This is a genomic window from Aquibacillus halophilus, from assembly GCF_009649745.1.
Lineage (GTDB): Bacteria > Bacillota > Bacilli > Bacillales > Amphibacillaceae > Aquibacillus > Aquibacillus halophilus.
In genome coordinates this window covers 230,694-253,236 of sequence record NZ_WJNG01000007.1, presented here as the reverse complement: position 1 = coordinate 253,236, position 22,543 = coordinate 230,694, and the positions used below count along the sequence as shown (strand labels likewise).

24 protein-coding genes and 1 other annotated feature are annotated in these 22,543 nt (G+C 35.4%); of the genes, 3 read left to right on the top strand and 21 right to left on the bottom strand.

What is annotated here, in order from left to right:
- Positions 1–399 precede the first annotated feature (399 nt).
- Both sigK and GH741_RS10135 read left to right on the top strand, forming a co-directional pair.
- Positions 400–1,107, top strand: coding sequence for an RNA polymerase sporulation sigma factor SigK (sigK, locus tag GH741_RS10140; RefSeq protein WP_205677323.1), 708 nt, complete (start codon positions 400–402; stop codon positions 1,105–1,107).
- A gap of 81 nt (positions 1,108–1,188) precedes the next feature.
- On the top strand, positions 1,189–1,434 hold the full coding sequence (locus tag GH741_RS10135) for a hypothetical protein (protein ID WP_240795460.1): 246 nt from the start codon (positions 1,189–1,191) through the stop codon (positions 1,432–1,434).
- A gap of 101 nt (positions 1,435–1,535) precedes the next feature.
- On the opposite strand, the gene GH741_RS10130 is transcribed toward GH741_RS10135, so the two are convergent.
- The 3 genes from GH741_RS10130 to GH741_RS10120 all read right to left on the bottom strand — a co-directional run bounded on the left by GH741_RS10130 (position 1,536) and on the right by GH741_RS10120 (position 3,324).
- Positions 1,536–1,775, bottom strand: coding sequence for a YrhC family protein (locus GH741_RS10130; RefSeq protein ID WP_153736679.1), 240 nt, complete (start codon positions 1,773–1,775; stop codon positions 1,536–1,538).
- An 89-nt stretch (positions 1,776–1,864) separates the two neighbouring features.
- Positions 1,865–2,557 (bottom strand): 5'-methylthioadenosine/S-adenosylhomocysteine nucleosidase, encoded by a 693-nt coding sequence (gene mtnN, locus GH741_RS10125; protein WP_153736678.1) that lies wholly within the window; start codon positions 2,555–2,557, stop codon positions 1,865–1,867.
- Between the two features lie 47 nt (positions 2,558–2,604).
- Entirely contained in the window at positions 2,605–3,324 is a 720-nt protein-coding gene (locus GH741_RS10120) for a YrrS family protein (RefSeq protein ID WP_153736677.1), read from the bottom strand.
- 205 nt (positions 3,325–3,529) lie between these two features.
- Between GH741_RS10120 and GH741_RS10115 the strand changes: the two genes are divergently transcribed.
- Positions 3,530–3,778, top strand: a complete 249-nt coding sequence (locus tag GH741_RS10115) for a KTSC domain-containing protein (RefSeq protein ID WP_153736676.1) — start codon at positions 3,530–3,532, stop codon at positions 3,776–3,778.
- 78 nt (positions 3,779–3,856) lie between these two features.
- On the opposite strand, the gene GH741_RS10110 is transcribed toward GH741_RS10115, so the two are convergent.
- The 18 genes from GH741_RS10110 to GH741_RS10025 all read right to left on the bottom strand — a co-directional run bounded on the left by GH741_RS10110 (position 3,857) and on the right by GH741_RS10025 (position 22,263).
- Positions 3,857–5,617: a penicillin-binding transpeptidase domain-containing protein gene (locus GH741_RS10110; protein WP_153736675.1), complete on the bottom strand. Its 1,761-nt coding sequence runs from the start codon at positions 5,615–5,617 to the stop codon at positions 3,857–3,859.
- A 717-nt stretch (positions 5,618–6,334) separates the two neighbouring features.
- Positions 6,335–6,811: a transcription elongation factor GreA gene (gene greA / locus GH741_RS10105; protein ID WP_153736674.1), complete on the bottom strand. Its 477-nt coding sequence runs from the start codon at positions 6,809–6,811 to the stop codon at positions 6,335–6,337.
- 161 nt (positions 6,812–6,972) lie between these two features.
- The gene (gene udk / locus GH741_RS10100) at positions 6,973–7,605 is read right to left on the bottom strand and encodes a uridine kinase (protein ID WP_153736673.1); all 633 of its coding nucleotides are present in this window, start codon (positions 7,603–7,605) and stop codon (positions 6,973–6,975) included.
- A 255-nt stretch (positions 7,606–7,860) separates the two neighbouring features.
- On the bottom strand, positions 7,861–8,496 hold the full coding sequence (locus GH741_RS10095) for an O-methyltransferase (RefSeq protein WP_170287606.1): 636 nt from the start codon (positions 8,494–8,496) through the stop codon (positions 7,861–7,863).
- Positions 8,497–8,615: 119 nt separating this feature from the next.
- On the bottom strand, positions 8,616–9,761 hold the full coding sequence (gene mltG / locus GH741_RS10090) for an endolytic transglycosylase MltG (protein ID WP_153736672.1): 1,146 nt from the start codon (positions 9,759–9,761) through the stop codon (positions 8,616–8,618).
- A 232-nt stretch (positions 9,762–9,993) separates the two neighbouring features.
- Positions 9,994–10,275: a DUF1292 domain-containing protein gene (locus GH741_RS10085; RefSeq protein ID WP_153736671.1), complete on the bottom strand. Its 282-nt coding sequence runs from the start codon at positions 10,273–10,275 to the stop codon at positions 9,994–9,996.
- 14 nt (positions 10,276–10,289) lie between these two features.
- Positions 10,290–10,706, bottom strand: coding sequence for a Holliday junction resolvase RuvX (gene ruvX, locus GH741_RS10080; RefSeq protein WP_153736670.1), 417 nt, complete (start codon positions 10,704–10,706; stop codon positions 10,290–10,292).
- A gap of 2 nt (positions 10,707–10,708) precedes the next feature.
- Positions 10,709–10,975, bottom strand: a complete 267-nt coding sequence (locus GH741_RS10075) for an IreB family regulatory phosphoprotein (RefSeq protein ID WP_153736669.1) — start codon at positions 10,973–10,975, stop codon at positions 10,709–10,711.
- A gap of 94 nt (positions 10,976–11,069) precedes the next feature.
- Positions 11,070–13,706 (bottom strand): alanine--tRNA ligase, encoded by a 2,637-nt coding sequence (gene alaS / locus GH741_RS10070; protein ID WP_153736668.1) that lies wholly within the window; start codon positions 13,704–13,706, stop codon positions 11,070–11,072.
- A 98-nt stretch (positions 13,707–13,804) separates the two neighbouring features.
- Positions 13,805–14,012 (bottom strand) — a binding site (T-box leader).
- A 39-nt stretch (positions 14,013–14,051) separates the two neighbouring features.
- Positions 14,052–15,119: an AI-2E family transporter gene (locus GH741_RS10065; RefSeq protein WP_153736667.1), complete on the bottom strand. Its 1,068-nt coding sequence runs from the start codon at positions 15,117–15,119 to the stop codon at positions 14,052–14,054.
- Between the two features lie 176 nt (positions 15,120–15,295).
- Complete coding sequence (locus GH741_RS10060) at positions 15,296–15,445, bottom strand: YrzQ family protein (RefSeq protein ID WP_153736666.1); 150 nt, start codon at positions 15,443–15,445, stop codon at positions 15,296–15,298.
- Positions 15,446–15,467: 22 nt separating this feature from the next.
- On the bottom strand, positions 15,468–15,656 hold the full coding sequence (locus GH741_RS10055) for a hypothetical protein (RefSeq protein ID WP_153736665.1): 189 nt from the start codon (positions 15,654–15,656) through the stop codon (positions 15,468–15,470).
- A gap of 110 nt (positions 15,657–15,766) precedes the next feature.
- Complete coding sequence (gene recD2 / locus GH741_RS10050) at positions 15,767–18,079, bottom strand: SF1B family DNA helicase RecD2 (protein WP_153736664.1); 2,313 nt, start codon at positions 18,077–18,079, stop codon at positions 15,767–15,769.
- 15 nt (positions 18,080–18,094) lie between these two features.
- The gene (locus GH741_RS10045) at positions 18,095–18,757 is read right to left on the bottom strand and encodes a tetratricopeptide repeat protein (protein ID WP_153736663.1); all 663 of its coding nucleotides are present in this window, start codon (positions 18,755–18,757) and stop codon (positions 18,095–18,097) included.
- Positions 18,758–18,889: 132 nt separating this feature from the next.
- Entirely contained in the window at positions 18,890–20,002 is a 1,113-nt protein-coding gene (gene mnmA, locus GH741_RS10040) for a tRNA 2-thiouridine(34) synthase MnmA (RefSeq protein WP_153736662.1), read from the bottom strand.
- A gap of 35 nt (positions 20,003–20,037) precedes the next feature.
- Positions 20,038–21,183, bottom strand: coding sequence for a cysteine desulfurase family protein (locus GH741_RS10035; RefSeq protein WP_153736661.1), 1,146 nt, complete (start codon positions 21,181–21,183; stop codon positions 20,038–20,040).
- Positions 21,184–21,197: 14 nt separating this feature from the next.
- Positions 21,198–21,617: a cysteine metabolism transcriptional regulator CymR gene (gene cymR / locus GH741_RS10030; RefSeq protein ID WP_153736660.1), complete on the bottom strand. Its 420-nt coding sequence runs from the start codon at positions 21,615–21,617 to the stop codon at positions 21,198–21,200.
- Positions 21,601–22,263: a YczE/YyaS/YitT family protein gene (locus GH741_RS10025; RefSeq protein WP_240795459.1), complete on the bottom strand. Its 663-nt coding sequence runs from the start codon at positions 22,261–22,263 to the stop codon at positions 21,601–21,603. Before GH741_RS10025 ends, cymR begins: the two co-directional genes overlap by 17 nt.
- Positions 22,264–22,543: the final 280 nt, after the last annotated feature.

Genomic DNA, 22,543 nt, shown 5'->3' with positions numbered 1-22,543 from the left:
TTTTTGCTTAAGGAAATTAGAGTTTTAGTATCCTGTGGATACTTGACTGTTAACAATTGCCACGTCCAGCTTCAGTAAAAGTACCTATCCTAAATTAGTTTGAAGCCTTTGTATCAAGTAAACATCAGGCATAGCTCCCCCTTCGAGGTCTTAGTCTATCCTTTATGCGACAAACAATTCCACTTCGGTCCTTGTCTTAAGCTTGTCGAGGAGAGCTCAGGAGAAAGTTTACTAGGAATAGCTTCACAGAAATAAGTGGCTTTCTTATTTCGAAGGCCCTTGCGCTTTTGGTTCCAAATATATATTTATACCTAATTTATTTCATTAAAGACAGGCACATTTTCTTACACCTCCTCATAAGGTGAGTATATAGGCAATAGCCCAATATGTAGGAGGTGCATGTGTTTGTCTACTATTTTGAGCGCACTTGCTTTACTTATTAAAGAAGCGCTATTTTTTGTATCCTACGTGAGAAATCATGCCTTCCCTCAACCTTTGTCATCACAAGAAGAGGCGAAGTACATTCAGAAAATGCAAGATGGTGATGAACATGCAAGAAATATGTTAATTGAGCATAATTTACGTTTGGTTGCTCACATCGTCAAGAAATTTGAGAATACAGGAGAGGACACTGAAGACTTAATATCAATCGGTACAATAGGGTTAATTAAGGGAATTGAGAGTTTTTCCAGTGGGAAAGGTACAAAACTTGCTACTTATGCAGCACGTTGTATAGAAAACGAAATACTTATGCATTTAAGGGCTTTAAAGAAAACAAAAAAAGATGTATCCCTTCATGATCCTATAGGGCAAGACAAAGAGGGAAATGAAATCAGTCTAATTGACATTTTGCAATCAGAAAACGAAGATGTAATCGAGTACATTCAATTAAACATGGAAGTAGCAAAAATTAGGGAGTATTTAGACATATTAGATGACCGAGAGAAAGAAGTAATAATATGCAGGTACGGATTAACAAATGAAAAAGATATGACACAAAGAGAAATAGCTAAAAAACTTAATATCTCTCGCAGCTATGTTTCTCGCATTGAAAAACGGGCACTTATGAAGGTATTTCATGAATATTATCGGAAAGAAAAAAGCTAATCCTTAGGATATACGGCATTCACCTATACACAATATGAGAATCACACATATAGTGTAGAAAACCTAAAAGGCGGTGATTTTATGCCATATTGGGGTTATGAGCCATATTATTATCCCAACGCACCTTACAACTACTATGAAACAGGAGCTGGTGCAGCTTATGGATATGGACCAGAAGCCGGAGTTGGATATGGGGCTGCTCCAGAAGTTGGATATGGATATGGGTATGGGACTGGCGGTACTGGAATAGGATTCGGATTATTTATTGTAGGAATTGTCTTACTTCTAATTCTTGGCGGCGCTTATTATTACTACAATTACCTATAGAAGAAGTTTAGCCTAGTATAAACAAAGCACTACCATTACCAATAACTAAACTTTAAAATATAACTAAAAACAACCTCTGATTCTTTCTGAATCAGAGGTTGTTAACTTTCTAATAGTTCATTGAGTTGACTTTGCCATTTTTTTAGTAATATAGTAAACCAACCAGCTGTCATTAAACTAGCAAGAAGTAAACCTATTAAAATATTTTCTTTTCCTGTTGGTGCAAGGAAAATATTAATGATCATACCTAAATAAAAGTATATACTCAAAATTAGTAGAGTAATTAAAAAACGGCTATAATCCGCAATTTTATTCTTTATATTATTTGTTTCTATATCCATAGTATTCTCCCCTTCCGTTTCCCTATTGGCATCATATCATAGAAAATGGGGTAAAGAGGAATGTAAATCATGGTAAAACAATTAAACTATTATACATTCTTTACTATGTTCATAATAAGTTTAGCTGCGTTCGTAGCAGCTTGTGTAAGAAACTTGTCAAAAGAAATGGAAGATTCCTTTCCTGCAATATCTGAAAGTGCACGTATTACAACAAAGGGTGTTCCATATTGGTAACAGACTTGTGATATTGCGGCTGCTTCCATCTCTGCAGCTAACATTGTAGGGAATTTACTACGAACGAAGTTTACTCGATTCTCATCCGACATGAAAGAGTCGCCTGTGGCAATAATTCCTTTTTCTGCTTTAATTGAGTCTAATACACTGACAGATTGCATCGCTTTCTCAATCAAAAAAGAATCTGCTTCAAACATGGCTGGCATACCAGGGACTTGACCATAATCATAATTAAAGGCCGTGACGTCAACGTCGTGGTAGGTAACCTTTGTTGATATAACAAGGTCACCGACCTCTAAATTGTCTGCAAAACCTCCTGCTGATCCTGTATTAATAATTTTAGAAGGCTTGTACCTTTCATGGAGAATAGTTGTTGCTAAGGCAGCATTTACTTTACCAATGCCTGACTTTAACAACACTACTTCATTTCCATGTAAATTACCTTTAGTAAACAAACAACCAGCAATTTCTTCATGTGAGTTAATTTCCATATTATTTTTCAGTAATTCTACTTCTTCATCCATTGCTCCGATTATACCTATTGTCATTAGAAAAAATCCTCCTACTATGAGCTAGCTTCTTGTGTTGCTTGATTTTATACTTCCTCATCATTGTCTGAACTACCATTTTTATCGTTTTCTTTTAATACTTCTACTTTTGTAACCTGCCAACCTTCATTGGTAACCCAACTTACATAAGCTCGATAATTTTCAGTTTGAGCATTATTTGTTACTGTTGCAATGACAGATTGAGCTCCTGCTCCAGATACCCACCATTGAATCATATCACCCTCATTTAAACCAACTGCTAGACGAACTGCTTCCATCATTTCCTTCCAGTCTTGACTATCTTTTTCAAAAGTTATAAAATGAGGTTCCTCTTGGATTGTACCAATTGGACTCCAATTACCCGTGTATGCTTGGATTACATTTTCATCATCTGATGGAACAGTTTCTGTTTCAATTTGGTCTGGTTGTGTCGATGTTTCCTCGTCTTGGTTGGAAGATTCATCGTCTGTTTCTGAACTAGATTCTTCTTCAGGAGCAGCTATGTCAACATCATCATTTTCAGCTTCGTTAGTGGTATCATTTTCTTCTGTGGTATTTTCTATTTCACCCGCATTCTCCGTATTATTCTCTACTTCATCCGCGATAGATGCCTGATTCTCATCGTTATCATTACCTCCAAAAATAAATATACCTAGTAATACAACGACAAGGACACTACCTGTAATAACCAACCATGATATAGCTTTTGTATTATTTCTTCTCTTCTCAAAGCGATCAACTCTTGAATTATCAAAATCGTTGGACATCTATGTACCTCCTCTATCTTCTATTAATATTATACTATGTTCTTCCTATTGAACCAATGATAGATAATAAAACTTTAATTCATTTTTTTAATTCGTTATTCACAGTTATTATTTTGTTTTTTTCTAGTTTTAGCATACAAGAACACTTTTTATCATAAATATTTAATTAATAGCAATGTATATCTATTAAAGGGTGTGACTTGAATTGAACGTTGCAAGATTTGATCGTAACCTGTGGAACATAACATCATTTGAAAGAGTAGGATATGATAAAAAAGATAGTATCTTAACAATATTTTTCTTAGATGGTTTTCAAATTGAATTTGCTGAGGTAGATGAATTAATTGTTTTTGAGTTTATCATATCTACAAATAAAGAGGATTACATTAAAAATGTGTTACTCTCAAATTATCCGTACATTCAATTACCTAAAAGCACTTATAAATCCTCATAAAAATGGGTGTCAACATTTAAGACAGTGACTTATAAGCAAACCATCAGTGTTGAAGCAACACTGATGGTTTGCTTTAGTTTAATGTAATGCATTTTTAGTATCGTTTATGTTAGTAACTCCATTTTTCAAGTTAACTACAACTTCACGATAAATTTGATAGTGCTTTGAGTTCCCATTAGTTTGATTAAGGTCGACAACGACTAAAGCATACTTAGGCTTATCCTTTGGGAAAAAACCTGCAAACCAATAATGACTTTTTCCATCTCTACCCGTTTCAGCTGTTCCTGATTTACCAGCAACTTCTAATCCTTTTAATTGCTGGCCAGTACCGTTTTCCACTACATCTACTAATAACTTCTTCAGGTAAAGAGCTGTTTCTTTCTTAATCATTGTTTCTTGATTAAGTAGTTTGGGTTCAAATTTAAGCATTGTTGAATCATTGTTATATAAAATCTTATCAGCTATACGCACTTGACCATTTACACCATTAGTTGCAATTGTTACCATCATGTTTGCCATAGCCAATGGAGTAACTTTCACCTCTTTTTGACCAATTGCTGTTTGCACTATAGCTCTATCCACATAAGGATCTTGTTCATTCCCCCAAATTCTCCCTTGTTCTTCCTCGGGAAATTGACTGAAATTTTCAAAATGGTACACATCACCACTCCAACCTACTGGGCCTATTAAACCCAATTTTTCAGAGTATTTTTCTAACATTTCCTTATCATTGTTAAGTAATTCCTTTCCGATTTCCCCAAATGTATAGTTGCAGCTTAATGAAAAGCTTTCTTCAAAACTTAATATCCCTAATGTTCTGTCACCAGTCCCATCTCCATAAAGATTGTTATTACAGTCATACTGCTTTCCTATACTCAGTGGAGATTTTTCTATCGCTGCTGCAGCTACAACCGTTTTAAAAACAGAACCCGGAAAATGAGAAGTAAGCATTTGATTTTCAAGAGTATCATCTTTAAATGGATCAAATTCGTCTATTTTAGGTCTAGATGTCATTGCTAAAACTTTTCTAGTTTCAATATCTAATAAAACCAGTCCTCCCATTGTCATTTGATAATTATCAATAACTTGTTCCGTCATCTGTTGAATCGTTGAATCTATTGTTGTTTGAACTTTAACTGGATAAAAGTAATCACCTTTTCCTTGATATCTTAAATTCAATCCTAGTAAAGGATTTCCCATAGCATCTACGTGATATTTTAATGTTTCATCATTAGTTGAAACTAAGAAAGAATCAAAAGCCTTCTCTAAACCTGAAATACCAATAGGCATTGACTTTGACTGATCAACTGATTTCTCATACCTTGCATAATATTCTTCTTCATTTTCACGCACAATTCCAATGGCATGACTTGCAACTAATGGATCGGATGATATGGTTCGCTCCACTGCAATAATTCCTGGAATACTTTTTTCTTTAACCATTTCGTATAGCTTATTACTTATTTCATGTCCTACTAGCTCAGATAAGTAAATTGGCTCTTTTTCTTGTTCTAGTTTAGACTGCCAATGAGTATCTAAAGAATTAATTTCTAACTGTATAGAGTCAGGTAAATCCAATAACTGTATAAATGGAAACAATACAATATCATTTTTCAAGACATTGTTAAATGGCTTTTTTTCGTTATCTACAAATATTCCTCTCCCACTTGATAAAGAAATCTCACTAGAGCGTTGTTCCACACTCCGTTTCAATAAATTTACACTTTCTTTACCATAATTTTCGGCTGATAGTAATTGAATGTCGGCTAACTTGTAAATCAGAAACCCAAAAAATAAAAATAGAATTAGAGCACAAGTAAATATACGTGATTTTTTCAAAGAAACCACCCCCTAACTCCCATTATCGACTTAGAGGAAGTGAAATAAACATACAGACTTGTTTTATGAAAATCCATTTTCAAAAAATAAGACCCTTCTCGCAAACATTGTTGCCTCAGAATTCGTATTTGATATAAATTGCGTCGTAGCGTAGCTACTAGTTGATTTGCGCTTCGGGCAGTCGCTTTCCGCGGGCAACGCTTCAACTTCCTCGGAAGAAAACCGCTTCCTGTGGGATTTTCAGCCGTCGCTTTTCCCGCAGGAGTCGACTGCCCTCCGCTCCAATCACCCTCTTATATGTAGCAGTAATGAAAGGGAGATAGATAAGATCAAAACTAGCGTAGTTTAGTTCAGCAAATTTTAAATAGCTGTGATTTCAAGAGTGGAAAATTCTCTCAACGTACAATCACGGACAGTTCTCTCGAAAATCAGAACACCACTACCAGTGTAGGCAGAGTACGTAGACTCCTATGGGAACAGCGCGTGTCCGAAGACCCCGGAAGAATCGCTTTTTGATTCTGAGGAGGCTGAGGCCGTGCCCATGGAAAGCGAAGTATTCTGCCGGAACGGCAAATAAGCATTCAACTTTAATTTCTGTCAGAGATAGAAGACTACTTCGTAGTCTATTGAAATTCAGTCATAAACAACAATTTTTCAGAAAACAGCCAAAAGCAAAAAAGATGTATCTTGGATAATCCAAGATACATCTTTTTAAAGTTATTTTACACTTACTATTTTGACTTCCATATCGCCAGATGGTGTAGAAACAGTTACTTTTTCACCAATTTCTTTTCCAAGTAAACTCCTGGCAATTGGTGAATCATTTGATATCTTGCCTTCAAAAGGATCTGCCTCTGCACTACCAACAATAGTGTATGTTTCCTCATCACCATCAGGTAATTCTGTAAAAGTTACTGATTTCCCTAATGAAACTACATTAGGATTTTGGTTATCATTTTCTATAATAACTGCATTTCGAATCATGTTTTCTACTTGAGCAATTCTCGATTCAACAAAGGCTTGTTCATCCTTTGCCGCATCATACTCAGAGTTCTCGGATAAGTCACCAAACCCTCGTGCAATCTTAATTCTTTCAACAACTTCTTGTCGTTTTTCTACCTTAAGGTAGTGTAATTCATTTTCTAATTTCTCTTTTCCCTCTTGGGTCATGTAGTAGTTTTTCTCTACAGCCATTCCAAACACTCCTTTGATCCCAACAAAATTTCTAACACCAATATTTAGTCCATTATGCCTTACTCATTAAACTATTGTCACTTAAAAATTATTTTTGAAACTACTAACAAATACTATGGCAGATTTTTAGTAAATTTTCAATACTTTTCTAATTATTACCATTAAATCTTACTATTTAATATTGTTTGGATTTTTGTTGCCATCAAATCAATTGCAACGTGATTCTGTCCACCTTCAGGAATAATAATATCTGCATACCTTTTTGTAGGCTCAACAAACTGGAGATGCATAGGTCTAACCTCATTAATATATTGATCAATAACAGAATCAATCGTACGTCCTCGCTCTTTGATATCCCTTAACATACGTCTGATGATTCTTAAATCAGCATCTGTATCAACAAACACCTTGATATCCATTAAGTCCAAAAGCCTGGGATCTTCTAAAATCAAAATTCCTTCAAGAATAATAACCTCTTTTGGTTCTACGTCAATTACTTCGTTTGAGCGTGTATGTACTTTATAATCATATACTGGTTTTTCAATTGTTTTATCATTTAACAAATCATGTACATGCTGGATTAATAAGTCATTATCAAAAGCAAGGGGATGATCATAGTTCGTTTGCAAACGTTCCTCGAAGGGTAAATGTGCTTGATCTTTATAATAGTAGTCCTGTTCAATTACGAGAATTGTTTTATCTGTAAATCGCTGGCATATGGATCTAGTTACCGAAGTTTTTCCTGATCCACTACCTCCAGCAACTCCAATAACTATCGGTTTTTTTTTCGACATTCTTTTTAGCGCCCCTTTATTTCTAGCTTTTCTCTATCTCTCTTACCTTTAGGATCTTTTTTAGATAGTTTGTTGCTATTAATATAAACAAAAACGAAACTTTTGTATTGAGTTTCTCATTTTGGTAAGTTCATTTGTCAGTTTACGTTTCAAAACAACATTTTTCAGAAAATAGACTATCTTTATAACCGGAAAAAAAACCCTTAAACATATCAGGGTGTATCAATGAAGTTACTCCACTGATTTGGTGTTTCTTTATCTTCTTACACTAATAGCGACTCCATCACCTATAGGAACAATTGATGTCTTATATGAAGGATGTTTAATCAACCATTCATTGTAAGTTCGAATTTTAATGGCAAGGTTAGTTAACCGATCTTTATCGGAAGAACTATTTGCTACCAATCCTTTAAATAGCACATTGTCAGAGATAATTATTGCATCTTCAGTCAAGTATTCACTATATGTTTCAAAAAAACGCTGATACTGGCCTTTTGCAGCATCAATGAACAATAAGTCATAAGGTGCTAACTTCTTAATCTCATTAGTTTCTTCTAACGCATCACCAAATATTACAGTAATTTTATTTTCTGGTGCTAACTTATTGATATTTGAGACAGCCTCCTGATATCGAATTTCGTCTCTCTCTATCGTCACAATTTGTGTTTCTGGACTCGCTTCTAACATGCGTAAGGCTGAATAACCAATAGCACTACCTATTTCAAGAATTTTCTTAGGTTTTTTTAAACGAACAATTTGCATCAGGAAGTCCATGCCCAATGGTTCCATTATAGGCACACGATTTTCAGCAGCATATTCCTCTAATCTACTTACCCAGTCAGCTTTCTTATCAATAGTGTGCATTAAATATTCCTCTATTTGTTTGTCCAAGCTTCCAACTCCCTTCGGACAAATACTTTAACTCATTATATCCATCTTAAGCAATATTATAGATTAATAAAAACTTAAAAGCAGGGAATAGCTGAGTCTGTTCATTCCCTGCTTAACAATTAGTCTCTATCCAAGTGCTCATCTATAAGACGTTGATGCTCATCATAAGTACTGGAATAGTATATTTCACCATCAGGAGCTGCTACAAAGTACATATATTCTGTTTCCTCTGGTTCTAAAACAGCCACAAGGGAATTTTCCCCAAAATTTGATATTGGACCAATAGGTAGTCCGACAATTTGGTACGTGTTATACGGTGAATCTATTTCTAAGTGTTCATATAAAGTTCGCTCTAAGTGCTCGCCTTGAGCGTATGCGACAGTTGGATCTGTCTGTAACATCATGTCCTCCGCCAAACGGTTGTAAAAGACCCCGGCTATCACTTTACGTTCCTCTTCTGTTCTTGCTTCTTTTTCTACTAATGAAGCCATCGTGATGACCTCATGAATTGTCCAGTCTTCCTTAACTGAGCCAAGATATTGTGTTACCACATCTTCAGTTTTTTGTAGCATAGAATTTACGATTGATTTAATGCTAGGATTTTCTTCGTAAAACTGATAAGTTGCTGCGAAAAGATACCCCTCAAGTGGTGTTTTAATTTCTGGATCAAGAACTTCTTCCGATAAAATCGTTGGGTATGCAGCAATTAACTCTTCAATATATTCCTTGTTTTCTACAGTCTCTATGAATTCGTCTTTATCTACGTTGGCTTTCTCCGCATAAATTCCAGCTATTTCTTCAATTGTTTTTCCTTCTGGAATCGTGACAGAAAATACAGGTTCCTTTAGAATTTTTCCCGTTTGAAGAGAATCGGTAACCTCTTGTAAAGTCATAGATGGAGATAGCTGGTATTCACCAGCTTGAAATTCAGTTGCATTTTTAAACTTAATATAAAAACGGTACACTATACTATTATTGATGATTCCATTTTCCTCTAAAATAGATGCAATCTGTGAGGATGATGATCCCATTGGTATTTCGACACTTATAGTAGAGTCATCTTCTTTATTTACAGGTTCCAAAGCAGTCTTAATATATGAATAACCATAATTAGCTCCTATAGCTATTAAAATCGTTATAACAATTAAAGCGACAGCAACAATTCTTCTTACTATACGAGCTTCATCACTTCTTTGGTAAAGTCGGTCTTTTAAACTAAGTCGTTTTTTATTCTTTTTACCATTATTTTCATCAGAACTTGTCATAGAGTCTCCCCCTTTCATCCCGATATATTATACTACAAATAATGTCATAATTTCTAATAATATAAAGACTTTCTCAATTTTTAGCCTAAAAGTCTATTACTAGCAGTAGAAAGGATATCCTGCAACATTGAAATAACAGCTATTTGCTTAATTTGTAGGATAGTTGTCACGATCTTGAGGATAAAATAAAATCAACCCTTCCGAATTATTAGAAGGGTTGATTATTTTACTATTAATTTGTTTCTTCATCAGTTAATGTATTGAGCATCTCTTCTACCATTTCCCATTCGTCATCTGATTCTATTTGAAAAAGGGAAAGATCGTCTTCATTATTTTGATCCTCATAACGAAAAGCGAAAACTTCAACCTCTTCTTCTTCTTTTTGGTCAACTGGAACTACGGCAATGTATGATTGACCTGTTTGATCAACATCAAAACTAAATAGCACCTCAAAAAGATGTTCTTCACCATTTTCGTCTGGTATGATAATTCTTTCTTTTTCTTCAAGTGGCATTCTATCACCTCCATTTATTGCTTTGAATCTAAATAACCTTGCAAAATCATGACAGCTGCCATCTTATCAATCACTTTTTTTCTTTTTTTTCTACTTACATCAGCTTCAATTAGGACTCTTTCAGCAGCCATTGTTGTTAATCGTTCATCCCAAAGAACAGTTGGTATCTTAAAATGCTTCTCTAAATACCTTGCGAAGCGCTGTGAAGCTTCTCCCCGTTCACCAATGGTTCCATTCATATTCTTTGGTAAACCAACAATAGCTTCCCCAATATTATGTTCGTCAATAATAGATTTTAGCTCTTGTTTGGCAGATTGGTAATTATTTTCATCCCAACGTATAGTTTTCAAACCTTGAGCAGTCCAGCCAAAGTCATCACTAATAGCAACACCAATGGTCTTTTGCCCAACGTCTAATCCTACTATTTTCATATTTAGCCCTCTTTATTCTGGTCGAGATAGAATTTGACCAATTCCTCAATCAGTTCGTCACGTTCAATTCTTCGCATTAAATTCCTAGCATCCTTATGTCTCGGAATATAAGCAGGATCACCAGATAACAAATAACCTACTATTTGATTAATTGGATTGTATCCTTTTTCCCTTAACGCTTCATGAACAGTAAGCAATATTTCTTTTACATTGTCGTCAAAGGGTTCCTCTGAAAAACTAAACTTCATCGTTTTATCCATTGATCCCATGAAAACACCCCACTTTTCAATTTACCGTTTTTTCTATTGATTCTATTTGACTACATCTATTATAATATACAGCTTTTTGGAATGAAATGGCAAACTATGAATTAGATTTGACATAGTTTTCTGCATAGCTTAATGCATTAGACAATTGATCTGGTAATTTTCCACCTGCTTGGGCCATGTCTGGTCGGCCTCCACCGCCACCTCCACATATCGTTGCAGTCTCTTTAATTAGCTTTCCAGCATGGAAACCTTTTTCAATTAAATCCTTCGATACGCCAGCAGCTAGTTGCACTTTGCCATTGTTTACAGACCCCAACAGAATTATACCTGAATCTATTTTTTGCTTGAGTTCATCAACCATGTTTCTAAGTTGATTCATATCCTGAACATCTACTTGTTGAGCAAGTAATTTTACATCATTTATAGTTTGAACTTGATCAAGAATTGATCTTGCCTCTAAATTTGATATCTTCGTACTCAATGATTCCTTCTCTCGTTGAACATCTTTTAACTCTTGATATAAAGATTCGATTCGCGTCGGCACCTTTTCTTCATTTGTTTTAAGAAGTTTTGCAGCTTCTTGTAAGACTGCTTGTTTAGTAGTCATATACTGGTAAGCACCTCTACCTGTAGTTGCCTCAATTCTTCTTGTACCGGCCCCAATCCCTGATTCTGAAATAATCTTAAATAGACCTATTTCTGCTGTATTATTAACATGACAGCCTCCACAAAGCTCGATACTATAGTCTCCGGCCTTTACAACTCTTACTACATCACCATACTTCTCACCAAATAATGCCATTGCTCCCATTTTCTTAGCATCTTCAATGTTATGATAATTGATGTCTATTTCTACTGTCTCCCAAATTTTTTCATTTACAATTGCTTCCACTTTATTTAATTCATCATTACTAATACTTCCAAAATGAGAAAAATCAAAGCGTAAACGGTCTGTTGCAACTAATGAACCGGCTTGATTTACATGTTCACCCAATACATCTTTTAGTGCTTGATGCAATAAGTGAGTAGCTGTATGGTTTTTAACAATAGAGGCTCTAGAGTTTTTGTCTACTAATGCCTTAATAGCATCTCCTTTTTTCAAACTACCTTCTCTTACAATTATTCGATGCAAGTTTTGTCCCTTTGGTGCTTTTTGAACACCTTCAACATGAGCCGTTGCATTCTCTGTGAAAATCCATCCTTCATCAGCGATTTGTCCACCGCTTTCAGCATAAAAAGGTGTCTCCTCCAAAATGATGTATGCTTCATCATCCACACTTACAGAATCGACATAAGATTTATCTTTAATCATTTCGGTAATTATTGAATGAACTTCTATTTTATCATATCCAACAAACTCACTCTTTACATCAACCTGACTTAGAACCCCATCTTGTATTTGCATAGAATCAAATTTTTGTCGTGCTTGACGTGCACGGTTTCGTTGCTTGTCCATCTCTTGTTGGAAACCCTGTTCATCAATGGTAAAACCAGCTTCCTCCACATATTCCTCGGTTAACTCCTTAGGAAATCCATATGTGTCATATAATCGGAATACCTCTGTACCAGGAAACACATTACTTCCTTTTTGTTTTTCCTCTTCCATTATTTCAGAAAGAATCGTTAACCCGTCACTAAGGGTTTCATGGAACCTTTCTTCTTCTGTTTTTATCACATTTTCAATAAAAGCTTGTTTACTTTTAACCTCAGGATAAAAGTTTTCCATAGTATTTCCCACAGTTGACACTAGCTGGTACATAAATGGTTTATCAATACCGATTTGCTTAGCAAATCTTACAGCACGTCTAAGTAATCTTCTTAACACATATCCACGGCCCTCATTGGAAGGGAGAGCACCATCACTAACAGCGAAAGTCACTGTCCTGATATGATCAGCAATTACCTTAAATGCTACATCCAAATTGTTGTTTTCGCCATATTTCACAGAACTCATTTCTTCCACCTTTTTAATAAGTGGTAAAAATAAATCTGTTTCAAAGTTTGTTGGAGTATCTTGAATAGCACATACCATCCGCTCTAACCCCATACCTGTATCAATGTTTTGCTTCGGTAATGGGGTGTACGTATCATCGGGATTATGATTAAATTGAGAAAATACGACATTCCATATTTCTAAATAACGTTCATTTTCTCCACCAGGATATAGCTCTGAGTCGGTCGGGTCGTTCCCGTACTGTTCACCTCGGTCATAGAAAATTTCTGTATTTGGTCCACTTGGTCCCTCGCCAATATCCCAAAAATTTTCTTCTAATCGAATAATTCTTTCTTCAGGTAATTTTATCTTATTTTTCCATAGATTAAAGGCTTCATCATCCTCTGGGTGAACGGTTACAGTTAGTCTTTCTTTATCAAAACCAATCCATTTGTCACTCGTTAAAAACTCCCATGCCCATTCAATTGCCTCTTCCTTAAAATAATCACCAATCGAGAAATTACCGAGCATTTCAAAAAATGTATGATGTCGTGCAGTGTATCCAACATTTTCGATATCATTTGTTCGGATTGATTTTTGCGCATTTACTAAACGTGGATTATCTGGTATCACTCGTCCATCAAAGTATTTTTTCATTGTTGCAACTCCACTATTAATCCATAAAAGGGTTGGGTCTTCGTGTGGCACTAGTGATGCGCTAGGCTCTACTCTATGTCCTTTTTCTCTAAAAAAATCTAAATACATTTGTCGTACTTCTGCCGAAGATAACCGTTTCATTTCTTCAACCTCCATTTGATTTTCGAATTCTAATTTGTGTGGGTCAGGGCATTAAAGATAGTAAAAGTAACAAAAAAACTCCCATACCTGCTTAAAAAAGCAGGGACGAGAGTTTATTCCGCGGTACCACCCTGATTATGAACAAAAAGATGTTCATCACCTTGAACGCTTTAACGGTGCGAAACCGACGAATTTAAACGCACTCAGAACTAGCTTCGATGACCCTTCATCTAGAATCTCTTTCAGCCAAGGAAATCCTTCTCTTTAGATGGTCTGTCATGTACTAATGTTCTTCATCATTTTACATTATTCTATGCGATATTATAAAGAACATTTTTGGTCCTGTCAATTAACAGACTTAAAAGCTCTTGTGTGACTTAAAAATACCTTTGTAACTGTTAATAAGGGTACAGCTACAATCATTCCTATAATCCCTCCCATTTCACCACCTATCAAGAGAGCAAGAATTATAAGAATAGGATGAATTTTAATGCTTTTTCCTACGATAAAAGGCGATAGTAAATTACCTTCAATTATTTGAACAACGAAAACGGCAATAATCACGTAAATAGCCATATTTATTGAAATTGTAAAAGCAATTACAACAGCAGGTATGGCCCCTATAATTGGTCCAAAGTAAGGTATGATATTTGTAATTCCCATGATAATAGCTAATAGTAACGGGTATTTCATATCAATAAACAAAAGGATACCATAGGTAGTTAAACTGACAAAAAAACAAACTAATAATTGACCTCTAATATAATTTCCTAAGCTCTTGTCTATTTCAATAACTAATTCTTTACCTTCTAATCTGTATTTTTTAGGTGTAAGCTTCCAAAGAGTCTGTTTAATTAGATCAAAATCTTTAAGCATATAAAAAACTAACACCGGAATAACTGCTATCACGATCACTACATCCAGAATTTTTGTGAGCTGTCTAACAGCATCTGTCAACAGGTCACCAATAAATGCTTCTAGATCATGTAAAAATTCATCCATGCGATCATGAACAGTCTCGGGTAAAAAAGATGTTTTTTCATACATGTTATAAATTGTTTTTCGGTAAGTATCGATAAATTGCGGAAGATTTTCATTCAGATCCCTCAGCTGATGAATAACTGCAGGAAAAGCCTTATAGCCCACATAGCCTAACACCCCAAAAAACAGAAGATAGATGACTATAATCGCTAACCATCGAGGAAAATTATATTGATGTAACTTTTCAACAACTGGGTGCAACAAAAACGCGATTATTCCAGCTATGATAAAGGGAGTGAAAATTTTAAAAAATGTCGAAAAAAAGGTACGATAAAATGGAAAGAGAATAGTGAGTAAATATAAGAAAAGACATGCTAGAATACCTATTAAAATCCAGTATAATAGCCGCATTGGTTTATTTTGGTTAAACATAGAAAAAAGCTCCTCACAATAGATATCTGGACTAGTATTTGTTGAGAAACGAATGTCTAAACATAAGTTATTAACCCATGTGTACATGATAGTTTTGGTAAATGATGCATTAAAAAACCTTTGTTAAAAGTACTAACAAAGGTTTTTTAACATTATTTAATGAGCCAACTTTTAAATTAGCGCATCGCCTTTCCTATCTTTTTTCGCATTTTTTTAATTGATCGCTTATTAACTAAATCTCCAATGTCCATATTACCGTTTTTTGCACCACGATAAATAACTGCTCCTACACCTAATGCTACCAGAGACGTTAACGTTCTATTCAAGCGATTCACCACCCAATAAGATTCACCATTGGGGCTTTCTTTCCTCTTCAGAGAATAGGTCGTTTAATGAACTTAATGAACCATCTGGCTCCACTTGGTGTACATCAAATACACCATTAAGCACTGACAGCTCAATAAAACAATTCCAACAATAAAATTGCTGATTTCCTATTTTTCCAATATCCTTTCCCTTGCAATTAGGGCAGTGCATACTTGCAGCAACTCCTTGACGTTATCTTAAATTTACTACCAAGTATGCCCAGGACTTATAAATTTATACATTCGGAAAGAAAGCTCCAAGGTAGTTGTAGCTTTCACTTTTTATAGAAAATCATAAGGTGTAAGTTCTTCCTCTTCTTCTTGTCTTTCTTTATTATTAATAATCTTCTCTGAAACACGTTGAGCGAGCGAAGTATATCTTTGATTTTTATCTTCTTCTTGGACACCATATAAGAATGCTCGTTTATCTCCACAAATAATTAATGACTTTTTACACCTTGTTATAGCTGTGTACAGTAGATTTTTTCTTAACATTCTCCGATACCCGGAGACAACTGGTATTACAACTATTGGGAATTCACTCCCTTGTGATTTATGGATAGAAGTACAGTATGCATGCATCAGGTTGTTTAAATCTTTCGGCTCGTAAGAAACCTCTTTTTCATCAAAGAGAACGACTATTTGTTCCCCTTGATCACTAGCTTCGTCCTCTTCGAATATAGCTGTAATTTCTCCAATATCACCATTAAAGACTCCATCCTCAGGTTGGTTAACTAACTGAATTACCTTATCTCCAGTACGAAAAATAGCATCCTTCGTTTTTATTTCACGTCGTTGATTACTCTTCGGATTAACTAGCTTTTGGATTTCTTCATTTATCCGGTGAATTCCAGCTTGGCTTCGATACATTGGAGCAAGAACTTGTAAGTTCCGTAGATCGACTCCTTTTTCATAAGCTTTAGTAACGATTTGGATGATCACATCAACTACCTGTTGCTCCTTACAAGGAATAAAATTAAAATCTGCTTCCTTTTCAAGCGACTCAAGGGTACATTGGTTGTTTTTTATCTCGTGTGCTAACTGAATAATCTTTGATCCTTCTTTTTGTCGATAGACCTCATCTAATTTCACTGATGGGATAATATCACTTGCTAACAAATCTGCCAATACTTGTCCAGGTCCTACAGAAGGTAGTTGGTCTTCATCCCCTACGATTAATACTTGCATATCATCAGGGATCGCTTTAAATAGTTGGTTAGCTAGCCAAATATCAACCATCGAGAATTCATCTACAACCAATAGTTTCCCTGAAAGTGGATTCTCATGATCTTTTTCAAATGATTCGTGACCATTCCAACCAAGTAACCTATGAATGGTGACAGCTGGAAGTCCTGTCGATTCATTAATCCTTTTGGCAGCCCTTCCTGTAGGAGCAGTCAAAACGAATGGATATGGAGTTCCATTTCCATAATCATCGGGATCAAGTGAAAGATCATGAATCTGTGCATATGCTTTTATAATTCCCTTAATAACGGTTGTCTTTCCTGTTCCTGGACCACCCGTAAGAATCACCACTTTTGAAGAGAGTGCCTTCTCAATTGCATCGAATTGTTCTTTTCCATAGCTTAACGACTCTTCCTCTTCTATATCGCCAACTATTTTCATCAATTCTGCCGTAGTTGAGGAGTCTTCCTGCTCTTTATCATGAATTCTTTTTAGTTGGGAGCAAAATCCACTTTCCGCGTAATATAAATACGGAAGATATACGTTTGAACCTTCAATTACAACCTTTTTCTGCTCACCAAGTTCAATTATTTCTCGGGAAATATCTTCATAGGATATACCTGAAAATTGTCCGTTTAACAGATCGTCAATTGATTGTATGTGTTTTTCTAATGGTATATAGACATGCCCATCCTGGAGACTCCTATGAAGTGTGTAGACACAAGCAGCTTGAATACGACTAGGGTGATTGAGAGAAATATTATTCAATTTTGCAACTTCATCAGCCCTTTGGAAGCCAAACCCTTCAATATCAAAAACATATTGATAAGGATTAGTTTGCAGAATTTCCAAAGCCTTATCCTTATATGCTTGGTAAACCTTTTGTGCCATTTTCAGTCCAAAACCATAACTAGTTAAATTGACAACAATATGTTCAAAACCTTGATGTTGCTTGAGATCATTTTGGAGTTGCTTTGCTCTATCCTTGGTTAACCCAGGGATATCACTTAATACACTAGGGTTATTCAATATTATCGATACAGCACTTTCACCAAATCGCGAAACAATTTTTTCAGCTGTTTTCTTACCAATACCATAAAATAAATCACTAGAAAGATACGCTACTAATCCATCTTTTGTATTTGGAACAAACCTCTGATAGTGTTCGACTTGGTACTGTTTTCCAAACTTTTTGTGTTGTTCAAATATCCCTTGGAATAAGTATGTCTCTCCATGTTCTAACTTTGAAAAATAGCCTTTGATAACAATTTCTTTTTCTTCTATAGGTTCATTAGTTTCGGAAATAGATATTTTGGCAATGGAAAAATGCTCATCCGTATTTTCAAAAATAGTGTGAATGAGCTCACCTTGAATATAGCTTTTTGTTTTGGTACTAGTGTCATTCTCCATTACCATAATCTCCCTTTATTGTTGATTTAACATTTCCTCAACTTTTTCCTTACCGTTTGCTGCAAGTAAATGATCTGGTTGAATATCTAGTGCTTTACTAAAGCTTTCTAGTGCTCTTGTTATGTCTTCCTGATAAAGATAAGTTACACCAATATTATAATACGCGTCACTATGATTTGAATTAATTTCTAATACTCGAGAAAATTTTTCCTGAGCTAGATCTATTTGATTTGTTTGAGCTAATGATAACCCATACTGAAATAAGACGACCTCATCGCCAAGACTTAGCTCTTCAGCACGCTGGAAGTATGGTAAGGCAAGCTTCTGATGGTCCTGATTCTGAAAGGTTAGTCCTAGCATAAAAAAGACGTCACCCTCCTCTAAGCCTAAGTCAATTGCCTGCTGAAAGCTTTTCTGTGCTTTGTTAAATTGCGCTTGTTCAAAAAATACGTTTCCTAGTCCATAATGTGCAGTAGCCGCTTTAGGATCAAGTTCAATACCCTTTTTGTAAAATCGTTCTGCTCTTTCTAAATCGTTCATATGTAATAACAAATTACCAAAGTTGATATATCCTAAGCTATCATTGGGATTCTCTTCAATTGATTCATTAAATACTTTTGCTGCTTCCTCAAAATTTTGCTGTTTCATTAATTCTATACCTTTGTTAATTTTATCCATCTCTACACCCCATTGCAATTAATTGTCGTAATACCAACTAGATTTGAATAAAAAGAATGAGACAGACTTACTGGGATTTATCTCCTTTAGTCTGTCCCTAGTCCTATATATGCAAACTTATTCCTCTCTTACCTAGCCAACATAATCAATATACTCTTCATTCTTAATAATCTCGTCAATTGTTCCTCCACCTAAACAAACCTCATCCAGATAAAAAACAACTGCTTGACCAGGAGTAATTGCACGTTCTGCTTCATCAAACTCTACATGTACCTTTCCATCTTCCATAGGGATGACAGTTACCGAGCTATCTTTCTGCCGGTATCGGAATTTTGCAGTACATTTAAATTTTTCTTTGGGAGGCTCATTGTTTATCCAGTTAAGCTCCGTTGCGAGTAAACCATCAGAATATAAAAGATCATTGTGGAACCCTTGTTCGACATATAACACATTTTCTTTTAGATTCTTACCAACTACAAACCATGGATCACCTGCACCACCAATACCAAGTCCTTGGCGTTGGCCAATAGTATAATACATCAAACCTTCATGTTTTCCTTGTTCAACGCCACTTAAGGTCGTCATTTTCCCTGGTTGTGCAGGTAAGTATTCACTAAGAAACTCTTTAAAATTTCTTTCACCAATAAAACAAATACCCGTGCTATCCTTCTTGTGTGCAGTAGCTAGATTATTTTCAGCAGCTATCCTTCTAACTTCTTTTTTAGGTAAGTGACCCAATGGAAACATTACCTTAGATAATACGGATTGAGATAATTGATTTAAGAAATAGGTTTGGTCTTTATTATCATCTACCCCGCGAATCATTTGGTATGTGTCTCCTGTTTTTTGAACCTGCGCGTAGTGTCCTGTTGCCAGATAGTCTGCACCTAATGAGATGGCGTGGTCCAAAAAGGCTTTGAACTTTATTTCTTTGTTACACATTACATCAGGATTAGGAGTTCTTCCGGCTTTATATTCATCTAGGAAGTAAGTAAAAACTTTATCCCAATATTGCTTTTCAAAATTAACAGCATAGTAAGGAATATCTATTTGGTTGCATACACGAACAACATCATCAAAATCTTCTGTTGCTGTGCATATGCCATTTTCATCAGTGTCATCCCAATTTTTCATAAATATTCCTACCACATCATACCCTTGTTGTTTCAATAGTAATGCTGTAACCGATGAGTCAACCCCACCACTCATTCCAACTACAACTCGCGTATTTTTTTTGTCTTCCATGATGCTCACCACCTTTTATATATACCTAAATCTATTTAATTAATTGCCAGACGTTTAACAATAGTAGCCACCTTTTTAGCAGCCTCTTCAATATTTTCTTTTGTATTTGCAAGTCCAAAGCTAAACCGAATCGAATTCACTGTTGTTTGATTGGAAGATCCATACATGGCTGATAATACATGGGAAGGTTCAACTGAACCAGCAGTGCAAGCACTTCCACTAGAGGCTGCAATTCCTGAAAGGTCAAAGTTAGTCAACAAAGCTTCAACGTTTGTTCCTGGAAAGCTAATATTGATAATTGAAGCCACTGTATTTTTTATATCACCATTTATACTGAATTCAACATCTTCTTTCTCTAAAATCTGCAGAAAAAAAGTTTTATATTCTTGGTATAAGGTTAACCTTTGTTCCCTATCATTAGCAACTAACTCAACAGCAGCCTGAAAACCTCTTATTCCTGCAACATTTTCTGTTCCTGGGCGCCGTTTTCTTTCCTGCTGTCCCCCGTACTGAAGTGATTCAACTTTCACAGAGTTCTTTATAAATAAAAAACCTACTCCTTTGGGACCATTTATTTTATGAGAAGATGCTGTTAATAAATCTACACCAAGTGCTTCCACATCTAATTCCAACATCCCATATGCTTGAACTGCATCCGTGTGAAAATAAGCTTGATGGTCCTTAAGAATCTCCCCAATTTCTCTAATTGGCTGAATAACACCTGTCTCATTATTTACAGTCATAATCGACACAAGTATCGTCTCATCAGTCAGTACTGTTACTAATTGTGAAATATCTACTTGTCCGTTTTCCATAACATCTAAATAAGAGACACTAAATCCATGCTTTTCCAAATATTCAGCAGCATGTAGTGTAGCATGATGCTCCATCTTTGTTGTTATAATGTGATTGCCTTTGCTCTTATTTGCAAGTGCTGTACCTATAAGGGCAATGTTGTCAGCTTCCGTCCCGCCACTTGTAAAGGTAATTTCTTTATCATTAGCATTGATACTAAGTGCTATTACTCGACGAGCCTCATCAATAATCTGTCGCGCTTTTCGACCGAAGTGATGAACACTGGAAGGATTTCCGTAAACTTCTTCAAATACTGGGACCATCGCTTGGATAACCTCTGGGTGTATCGGTGTAGTGGCTGCGTGATCTAAGTAAATAGGGTTCATCTTTATCTTTCCTCCTAAATGTAAAACATATATGGTTCTTGACTATCGTCATCTCCATGATTTTTTAGATCCTCTAGCGTAGTAGTGTCTAAGACATTTTTGACAGCATCCCTTACTCTCATCCATAATGCCTGTTTTGCTGGCTCTTCATTCTCAATTCCTTCAACTGGTGTAATTGGTCCCTCTAACACTCTAATGATATCACCTGCTGTAATTTCACTAGCGGGCCTAGCTAGGTTGTATCCACCATAAGCTCCTCGAACACTTTTCACTAGGGATGCATTTCTCAACGGACCAACTAATTGTTCCAAGTAGTGTTCCGATAGATCATTATCTTGTGCAATTGTTTTTAAAGAAACTGGTCCATTACCATCATTTTTAGCCAATTCAATCATGATCGTTAACCCGTATCTCCCTTTAGTTGAGATTTTCATAACTTTCACCTCTCCTTATTCTCTCTAAAGTAAAATCTAATAAACTTTTTGAAATTGGTATGGAGTACCCTATCACAGTGCCTATAAATAAAACGATGATAATCGTCCCTATCCCGACAGGCCCTCCAAGTAACCATCCTAACGCAAGGACAATAAGTTCAATTCCATTACGAACCCGTGAAACTTTCCAACCCATTTTTTTACTAAGACTTAGCATGACACTATCTCTTGGTCCTGCTCCAAAATCAGGAGCAACGTACAAGCCTATGCCGATAGCTGTAATAACAATTCCAAAAGCTAATATTATTATTTCCAACCACATTAGATGAACATCTGGAATAAGCCAATTAAAAAAATCTATAAAAAGTCCAACTAATAACATATTGATATATGTCCCCATTTTCGGATAGGACTTTGTTACACAAGCAGTGATTAATACTATTGTGAACCCGGCAATTATTGACCATGTACCAATCGTAAGTCCAAACTGGACAAATAATCGGTAGTGCAAAACGTCCCAAGGACTGATTCCTAAATCTTTTGCTTTAATAGTCAACGAAATGCCTAAAGCTAAAACAATCAGCCCAAGCATGAAAAATGACCAACGTATGAAAAGTTCCCTTTTTGTTCTATATCTAATTTTCAATTTCCGTTCCCTCATTTATAATAAGTAAAAACAAACAATCTATCATAATTAGCTATGATTCCCTAGTCTTTGACAAAGGCTATTATAGCATGAATAACCTGTTCCATGCATTTTCGAAACTCTGTTGTTCGTTATGAGTTACCATTAGGAAACACTATCAGTGCCGTTGAATGCTTTTTAATGATAAACTTTGTTTGTTGGGTACAATTATAACTAGTAAAACTTCTATTTATAGGTCAAAAGGAAAATAATATAAATTTTTATATAGTTTGGAGGGGTA